Raw genomic sequence first — 7,788 nt, 5'->3', positions numbered from 1 at the left:
ACTCTGCTATACATTAATAAGATTTAATATATTGTTAAAAAAAAAAAAATACACAATAGCTAGTTGGTTATATATAAAACTATAAAAAAAACTAGTAATTATGATTAATATTCAGAGTTATAATAATTTTTTTATATAAAAACTTAATCAGATATCCAAAACTATGGTATGATTTGTTAATAATATTCTGCAAATTCCCGCCATTTTGGCGTGAAACAAAGTTGGATTAGGTTTTAAATTAAAGTGATCCCATCAGGCTTTGGTGATTCCTTATTTAAAGATTGATTAAATACTTTGTGAAGTTTCAGTAAAGATTTGGTGAAGTTTCAGTGAAAATTACTAGAACTACACGAAATTGAGCACTGATTTAAAAAATTTCTCATAATTGCATCATAAATTACATGATAACCATTTCATTTAAAGTATTAGCTAGGTATTCCTATACCTAGACGGGGCAAGGAACACCATGGTAAAAGATCAGAGTCCATCTATTTCTCATAGAAAAATGCCTAATATCATACAATCAACCATTAACTCAACATTGCTGTTGGGTATACTTACATCACCTGCCGCCGCCTTCTCCCTAAACATCACACCGATTTCTACCTTTTCCACGGGAATCTTCGATGATGGGGCGGCGGAGATATCGACTTTCGATCCACTCAGCCAAAGGTTATTCGTTACCAATGCTAGTAGCAATCAAGTGGATGTCCTGGACTTTGTCGCAGGCAACCTCTCGTTATCCACCACCATTCCCCTGGAATCGTTTGGGGCAACACCAACGAGTATTGCCTCTACCAATGGCTTACTAGCGGTTTCCGTAGCCAATGAAGTGCGAACTGATCCAGGAACAGTGGCTTTCTTTGACACCAACGGTAACTTCAAAACATCGGTCACGGTTGGTGCCTTGCCTGACGCGGTAACCTTTACCCCAGATGGCACAAAGTTACTGGTTGCCAATGAAGGAGAGCCAGCCTTCTCAGAGACTTTAGGTCAGATCCTTAATCCAAAGGGGTCGGTTAGTATTATCGACCTTCTTGACTCGAAGCATCCTACTGTCAGGACTGCAGACTTTAGTTCGTTCTCAAAGCAGTATCTCCAAAACCAGGGAGTTAACCTCTTTGTCGATGCATTGGAAGAACTTGAGGCTTCATCCCAGGAGGAATTCGGTATTGAGGATTTATTCCAGTCTCCGATTACCCCTGATCGGGATCTCCAACCGGAAAACATCACTGTCTCAGACGATGGTAAAACTGCCTGGGTAGCACTCCAGGAAAACAATGCCATTGGTGTTCTCAATCTAGAAACTAATGAGTTCACTAACGTTGTGGGTCTCGGTGTCAAAGATCACAGTCAGCCTAATAATGGCTTAGATACCAGCGATAGAGACGATGCTATCAATATCCAAAACAGGCCAGTGTTTGGGTTATTCCAGCCAGACCAACTTGATGTCTATACCGTTGACGGCATAACTTACTTGGTGACTGCTAACGAAGGCGATTTCCTCCGCATTGAGGGTGACTTAGACGGTGAAGAAGTAAGGTTTTTCCAGGAAGATGATCGGATAGATGACTTAGTCTTAGACCCAACTGCCTTCCCTGATGCGATCGCTTTACAAGAAGATGATGTTCTTGGACGTTTGCAAGTGTCAACGATCAATGGTGACCCTGATGGAGACGGTGACTTTGACGAACTGTTTGCCTTTGGAGGACGCTCCTTCTCAATTTGGAAGGTAATAGAGGATGACTTAGAGCTAGTTTTTGACAGTGGTGATGCTTTTGAACAAATAACTGCTGACCTATTTCCAGATTTCTTCAACGCTGAAGCTGAGGAAAACAACTTTGATACCCGCAGCGACAATAGAGGTCCGGAACCCCAGGGCATAACCGTGGTTGACTTATTCGGTAGCACCTTTGCCTTCATCGGTTTTGAGCAAATTGGTGGCTTCATAGTCTATGACGTTACCGATCCTGAAAATGCATTCTTTGTGGATTACATCAACAACCGCGACTTCCTAGGGGATCCTGAGGCTGGTACAGCAGGGGATCTTGGTCCTGAAGGATTGCTTTTCATCTCAGCAGAGGATAGTCCCAACGACATACCGATGCTAGTTGTTAACAATGAGGTCAGTGGCACAACGACTGTCTATTCAATCGAACAAGTACCAGAACCAAGTTCTCTATTGGGTCTGTTAAACTTTATTGCTTTAGGGTCTATCGCTTGGAAGCGAAAGCTTTCAAAAACATGTAAAGACTCTAGCCTTTAAAGGCAAGGAAGACTGGGGGAATAATATCTCCTCCAGTTTAATCACTTGGTATGCAGGTAAATCGTTAATTATTAATTGTTAATTGTTAATCGTTAATTGTCTATGTAATTATTTAGGTGTAGGGGTTGACAAACTCTGTAACGTGTTAATTTGGCAGCAAAAATCAGCATATTTGGATTGTTTAATACAGTTTGAGTTATGCCACTGTAAAAATGCACAAAATAGCTTCAAAAACAACCCCAAAACTTGAATAATTACATTGTCAATTTTAAATACACACCACAGCCTTTAGTCTAATAAACTTAATCTAAATTTCATCTAAGTTTTATCAAAATTTCATCTAATCAATGTACCAAAACTGTTTTAAATTGGTATTAATCCATCTGCCGATTACTCCCTAAAATAATTTGTGATTGAGGGTACAAAATTAATGAATTGGGTTATGAATTGGATCAAGGCCAAGGAATCTGGGGATTAGCGGCCAACTCGCTAGCCACTGCTGCTGCGCCGTATTGATTCAGATGACTCGGATCAGCAAAATACTGATTTTGGTTTAGCCACTGCCTCCCCATATCGATAAAGATAAATCCTTCACCAGTTTGTTTGAGCATCCACTGCTGTAATTTCTGTTCACGACTCAGACGCACTGGATCTAAATAGTCTTTGGTAAGGGGTAAGTTAAGCACCACTAAAGGAATATTTTGTTTCCTCAAAAAGCTTTTAATAGAATTGACAGCAGTAGTCTGTTTACCAGCAAAACTGAAGGGCTGATAATCGGCATCATATCTCCCTGACACTCGTGGATGGCTCCGATAGTAAATTTTTGGGTTAAAGGTGCCATTCATAGGGAGAAAACCATTAGCATTGATGGCAAAAGTACTATAGCCAGTGTTGGCGGGAGTTGACTGTTTTGAAACCAGTTGCAGGTTGCAGGTTGCAGGGTCTAGGTTGCAGGGTCTAGGTTGCCGATTTGAAGTTAAGGTCGCTGTTGCCCAAAGTCTAGTTTCTGGTGCCCATTTTTGATAAATTTTAGTAGTAACACTGGAAATAGTAGACTCAGAAATAGGTTGGCAAGTATTGGCTGATTCCTTTTGACTTTTAGGAAGTGTGGGGCGATCGCCTGCCAGCAAACGTTTATATCCTTCAGAGGCGACGAGGGATTCATAGGTGCGGTCTACTCGTCCACTATTGAAGGCACGCACCCCATCAGCCCAGATCACTAACCGTGGCAATTGTTCTGGAGTCAGGAGCTGACGAAGTTGGAAGTCAACAAATTGAGCTGTGGCACCATTTACCCCAAAATTGAAAACCTTTAGTTCTCCTTTGCCTAAAATGCCTAAGGATTTTTGGAGTTGCTGAGGATCAAGCCCTTGCAATGCCCGGGAACTACCTACAATTAGAATGTCAGGTCTACCAACGGCAGCAATATAGGATAGATAAAGCCGCAACTGGTGATCAAATATGTCGTTATCAAAACTAGAGAAGGGCAAGGATGACGTGGTTGCTACTGCTTCAAGGTACGCTAACTCTAGGTTCTTGATATATTCAGCAATTTTTTTTTGAGCAAAAATCCGTTTAGGACTGTCTGCTGGGATAGCTTGCAAATCCTCAATGGCTTGAATCCACTCATTGATCACAAAATGCCAATCTTCTGTTGATCGAGCTAATTGTGCCATTGCAGTTGCTCTTCGTTCTTTTTTCATACCCTTGGTAATCGGATCAATAGCAGAGCAGGCTGGGGGAGAACCCTGATCGACTACTTGATTGCCAGGGGATACTGCTAGTGAGGGGAGTAGTGTGTTTGCTGCATGGTACAGTGGCGTAGTCTTCCAAAAGCCAGCGGCAAGTAGAAGTGATGCTATGGTAGCGCTACTGTATAGTCTAAACCAGAATTTCGGCATAGTTTCGATGGGGTACCCTCAACTTACTTCAATCAGTTCAAACAGAACTATGTTGACACTCCACCTTCTTAGAAGGAAGAGCATTCTTAGTGAGAGCCAGTCCAATATTATCTATTTTAACACAACTTTGATCCCAATATATTAACAGGGTTTGCTCAGCTCATTCTATCTATAATTATCTATTATTAGGATAATGGTGTTTAGTTAAACCGTTCTCCTTCAGGCAATTTATAGTAAGATATTTTTTAGGTTTCACCAGATACTTGAATTAAAACAGTTCTGTCTCTAGGTCCATCTAATTCAACGAATAAAACCGATTGGTAGGTGCCCAAAGCTAATTGGCCATCAATAATAGGAATATATTCGCTGTTGTTTAGCATCATTGCCATTAGGTGAGAGTGGGCATTGATCGGCTCATCAGGAGGTACAATCCTTAAATGCAGGTCATTATGAAGATATTTACCATCTTTAGGGGCTAGCTTGTTTAGATGGACTTTGATATCTTCGAGTAATCGTTCTTCATATTCATTAATGGCTAACGCAGTAGTTGTATGTCTGGAAAAGACTAAAGCATGACCGTTTTTAACCCCAGTAACCTCTAGTAATTTGCTGATGTAATCGGTGATATTGTAGATAGCAATAGGTTCGTGGGTTTTAAGTTCGATTATTTCACTCTTGACCAGCATGACTGCACACCAATAAACTAATAACGTTGACAATTAAACTAAATTACCAGAAATTTTTGAAGATGAAAGAGCAATTGCTCCGTTGGCTTAACCAAATTTTAATGCTCGATGTTTTTCTAGTCTTATTGAGCTTTCTTTGGTTTGCGATCGCATTGGTTGGTCGTTCGGTTGGTATTCCCTTGGGACTGGAACTATGGTACAGCCTTTGGGAACCAGTATTTACTCCCGCCATTGGCGTGCTGATGGCTGGGGCAATTGTGAGTGGGTTAATTAACCAGATTTCTAAGCGTTTGACGTCGAATTGAGTAGATAAGTGCGTAAGTGTCTTATAGCACTAAGCATTAAGGTGTTTGACATTGATAAAAGCTCAAAAGCTAATGCAGGTCAACTTTTGCCTCTTGCCTCTTGCCTCTTGCCCTTGTGCGTAGCGCTATAATCCTTGATCCTTGATGGTTTATCCTGAATCCTTGATACTTTATTTCAGACTTTTTCTAGGAAAGAGCCATGTTGCTTAAAGCTTTGTTGGTCTTAACCATGATTGTCATAGTCGGTTTGGCGAACCCAAGCACTGCCCAAGCCGCTGACTACCCCAGTCTTTGGGATACATTAGCAGAACTAAAGTCCCATGAGTTTGTGGATTTAACCCATACCTTTCATCCCCAGATTCCCCACTGGCCAGGCTTTGATCCTGAAAAACGCACCACAACCTACTACTACGATGAGATGATTGGCACCAAGGGCTCTGGATTTTTGGTACAGCGCTATAATCTTCCTGGTCAGTGGGGTACCCACGTTGATCCGCCAGCTCATTTCGTCAGGGGTAAACGGTTTCAGGATGAAATCCCGGTTAGTGAAATGGTGCTACCCCTGGTGGTAATCGATGTCAGCGACAAGGTGATTCAGAACCCTGACTATCAAATTACCCTGGAAGATGTACGAGCTTGGGAACAGAAATACGGTTTGGTGCCAGAAGGGGCATTTGTCGCAATGCGTACGGATTGGTCTAAAGCTTGGCCTAGTATGACCAAAATGCGTAATGCTGACGCTAATGGTATTGCCCATTATCCTGGCTGGAGTGCTGAAGTACTGAAATATCTGTACGAAGAACGCTACATTACTGCTTCCGGTCATGAACCAACTGATACTGACCCTGGAATTGCCACTAGCCAAGGGGACTATTCCCTAGAAAATTATATTCTCAGCCAAGACAAGTATCAGATAGAGTTGCTGACTAACTTGGATCAGGTGCCGGAGTATGGTGCGATCGCAATAGTAACGTTTCCTAAGCCCCTCAAAGGTTCTGGTTTCCCAGCAAGGGTCTTCGCAATTATTCCCTAGTAAGGCAAGAGGCAAGAGGCAAGAGGCAAGAGGCAAGAGGCAAGAAATTATATAGGAATTTTTGGTGGCGATGCAGCGCGGTCTTGAGGAACTGCGGTGGTTTCCCCCATTCGCGCTTTGCATCAAGACAAGGTCAAAAACTCTAAGCCCTATATATATTTAGGAAGCTTTGGTAGATTCATGTTCTTGATGCAGCGCGGTAAAATAATTCTATGGGAAGAGATTATTGGTGACAATTTAAGTTTGTTTGCTATTTGTAAATCATGTTGTTACAAAATATTACTAAATCTCAAAGTGAAGGACACACTAGCCTGAGCTTGGTGTATCTTTAGCCTAACAGTGAGACAGTCGGACTATTGAGTGAACCCAAAATAGCCATACCGCAGAAATTCGCTTGGTGCTGCCCCTATTGAGACGCAGCTGCCAAGTTATTGAACAGCTCAAAGATTCTCTAGAGCGGAAAACAGAAATTAATCGGAGAAAACATGAATATATTTTCCAACCCCTTAAAGTTAAAGTTTATAGGGGTATCTTTGTTGGTAAATCAATTATTGTTGATGGTGTCGTCTATAGCACTAGCTTACGATAATAATGTAGACTCAGAAAAATTGCAAGTTATCAAATTAGAACCAGGTATGCAAGTTACCATAAACTATAAACTTGGAATGCCTGGGGGGAATAAGCTAGAAGAGCAAGCTTTTTCAGTTTATAAGCTTTCATCATCTGATAAGTCTGATGGTGATGATGCAGTTCGTCTTTGGCGTAGGAGTGATGAGATGAATTACATTCCATTCTACTATTCTAATGACGAGGATAAACCAAACTATTTAGCCATTGCCTATCATTCTTGGTCACCAAGTGGCTCAAGGTGGTTTAATTTAGCTGCGACAAGCAAAAAATTAGTTGGACAAGAAGGGAATAAAAAAACTATCCATATTAGCTATCCCAAAGGTGGAGCAGCGAATCCTTCCCTCACGATAACCCTCGAAAGGGATCCACTCAAAATATATTAATGGGGCTGAGAGGGTTAAAGTCTCAGCAATCCGAATGTACTCAAATTGGCTGCAGGGTAAGCGCAAGAAAAAATTGCCCATAATGTGGATTGGGTGGATATCGGTTGATCGTGGCTCGAAACCCCTATAATCTCGTAGAACTGTATTCGCAATAGAATTAATTTGTTGAGAATGGCGCGGTTTTTTTATCAATAAGCCTAGGCTTATTGATTCTTGCGCTTACCCTGAAATTGGCTGCGGGCAAACTGTATGTTTTTAGGTTCTTGCCGACGAGTTGGCAAGTCCTTTGCCTGTCTGAGTACGGGTAATAACTTTTTGAATACCCTTAAAGAACAACTCAGCCAAAAAAGTCAAGAATCTTTTTCCTTAACTTGTCACCAATGGAAGATGTTATCTGCCGAGAGACAGATCTAACCTAAGAGCAGTAGCTCGATTGCTCAATTTAGAGGACACAAAGGTCAATAACTCACCGCTAAGTCTTTTCAGACTATAGCGGGAGCTTGTTAAAAGCTCATAATTGACCAGTCTAAGTTCTCAGAGAACTACGTTATTTTTGAGTGTTCAAGTTCCTACCTGGGGATGCG

Annotated in this window: 6 protein-coding genes; 4 read left to right on the top strand and 2 right to left on the bottom strand. The window is 41.4% G+C overall.

Features of this window, described 5'->3' with window-relative positions:
- Nucleotides 1-505 precede the first annotated feature (505 nt).
- Nucleotides 506-2,266: a choice-of-anchor I family protein gene (locus tag F6J94_RS26185; RefSeq protein WP_293045552.1), complete on the top strand. Its 1,761-nt coding sequence runs from the start codon at nucleotides 506-508 to the stop codon at nucleotides 2,264-2,266.
- A gap of 452 nt (nucleotides 2,267-2,718) precedes the next feature.
- On the opposite strand, the gene F6J94_RS26180 is transcribed toward F6J94_RS26185, so the two are convergent.
- Both F6J94_RS26180 and F6J94_RS26175 read right to left on the bottom strand, forming a co-directional pair.
- On the bottom strand, nucleotides 2,719-4,167 hold the full coding sequence (locus tag F6J94_RS26180; RefSeq protein WP_293045549.1) for a hypothetical protein: 1,449 nt from the start codon (nucleotides 4,165-4,167) through the stop codon (nucleotides 2,719-2,721).
- A 245-nt stretch (nucleotides 4,168-4,412) separates the two neighbouring features.
- On the bottom strand, nucleotides 4,413-4,853 hold the full coding sequence (locus F6J94_RS26175; RefSeq protein WP_293045546.1) for a secondary thiamine-phosphate synthase enzyme YjbQ: 441 nt from the start codon (nucleotides 4,851-4,853) through the stop codon (nucleotides 4,413-4,415).
- Nucleotides 4,854-4,915: 62 nt separating this feature from the next.
- On the opposite strand from F6J94_RS26175, the gene F6J94_RS26170 reads away from it, so the two are divergent.
- From F6J94_RS26170 to F6J94_RS26160, 3 genes are all read left to right on the top strand, one after another.
- Nucleotides 4,916-5,158 carry a hypothetical protein gene (locus tag F6J94_RS26170; RefSeq protein WP_070391881.1) on the top strand — a complete coding sequence of 81 codons (243 nt, stop codon included), beginning with the start codon at nucleotides 4,916-4,918 and terminating at the stop codon, nucleotides 5,156-5,158.
- Between the two features lie 199 nt (nucleotides 5,159-5,357).
- Nucleotides 5,358-6,191 (top strand): cyclase family protein, encoded by an 834-nt coding sequence (locus F6J94_RS26165; RefSeq protein WP_293045544.1) that lies wholly within the window; start codon nucleotides 5,358-5,360, stop codon nucleotides 6,189-6,191.
- Nucleotides 6,192-6,676: 485 nt separating this feature from the next.
- Nucleotides 6,677-7,204 (top strand): hypothetical protein, encoded by a 528-nt coding sequence (locus F6J94_RS26160; RefSeq protein WP_293045541.1) that lies wholly within the window; start codon nucleotides 6,677-6,679, stop codon nucleotides 7,202-7,204.
- Nucleotides 7,205-7,788 lie beyond the last annotated feature (584 nt).

Source organism: Moorena sp. SIO1F2 (assembly GCF_010672755.1).
GTDB lineage: Bacteria > Cyanobacteriota > Cyanobacteriia > Cyanobacteriales > Coleofasciculaceae > Moorena.
The sequence above is the reverse complement of the archived record's forward strand: the minus strand, read 5'-3'. Positions and strand labels throughout refer to the sequence as shown.

Excerpts from the sequence above, each read along its gene's own strand:
- F6J94_RS26185 (WP_293045552.1), top strand. The coding sequence starts at position 506 with ATGCCTAATATCATACAATCAACCATTAACTCAACATTGCTGTTGGGT.
- F6J94_RS26180 (WP_293045549.1), bottom strand. The coding sequence starts at position 4,167 with ATGCCGAAATTCTGGTTTAGACTATACAGTAGCGCTACCATAGCATCA.
- F6J94_RS26175 (WP_293045546.1), bottom strand. The coding sequence starts at position 4,853 with ATGCTGGTCAAGAGTGAAATAATCGAACTTAAAACCCACGAACCTATT.
- F6J94_RS26170 (WP_070391881.1), top strand. The coding sequence starts at position 4,916 with ATGAAAGAGCAATTGCTCCGTTGGCTTAACCAAATTTTAATGCTCGAT.
- F6J94_RS26165 (WP_293045544.1), top strand. The coding sequence starts at position 5,358 with ATGTTGCTTAAAGCTTTGTTGGTCTTAACCATGATTGTCATAGTCGGT.
- F6J94_RS26160 (WP_293045541.1), top strand. The coding sequence starts at position 6,677 with ATGAATATATTTTCCAACCCCTTAAAGTTAAAGTTTATAGGGGTATCT.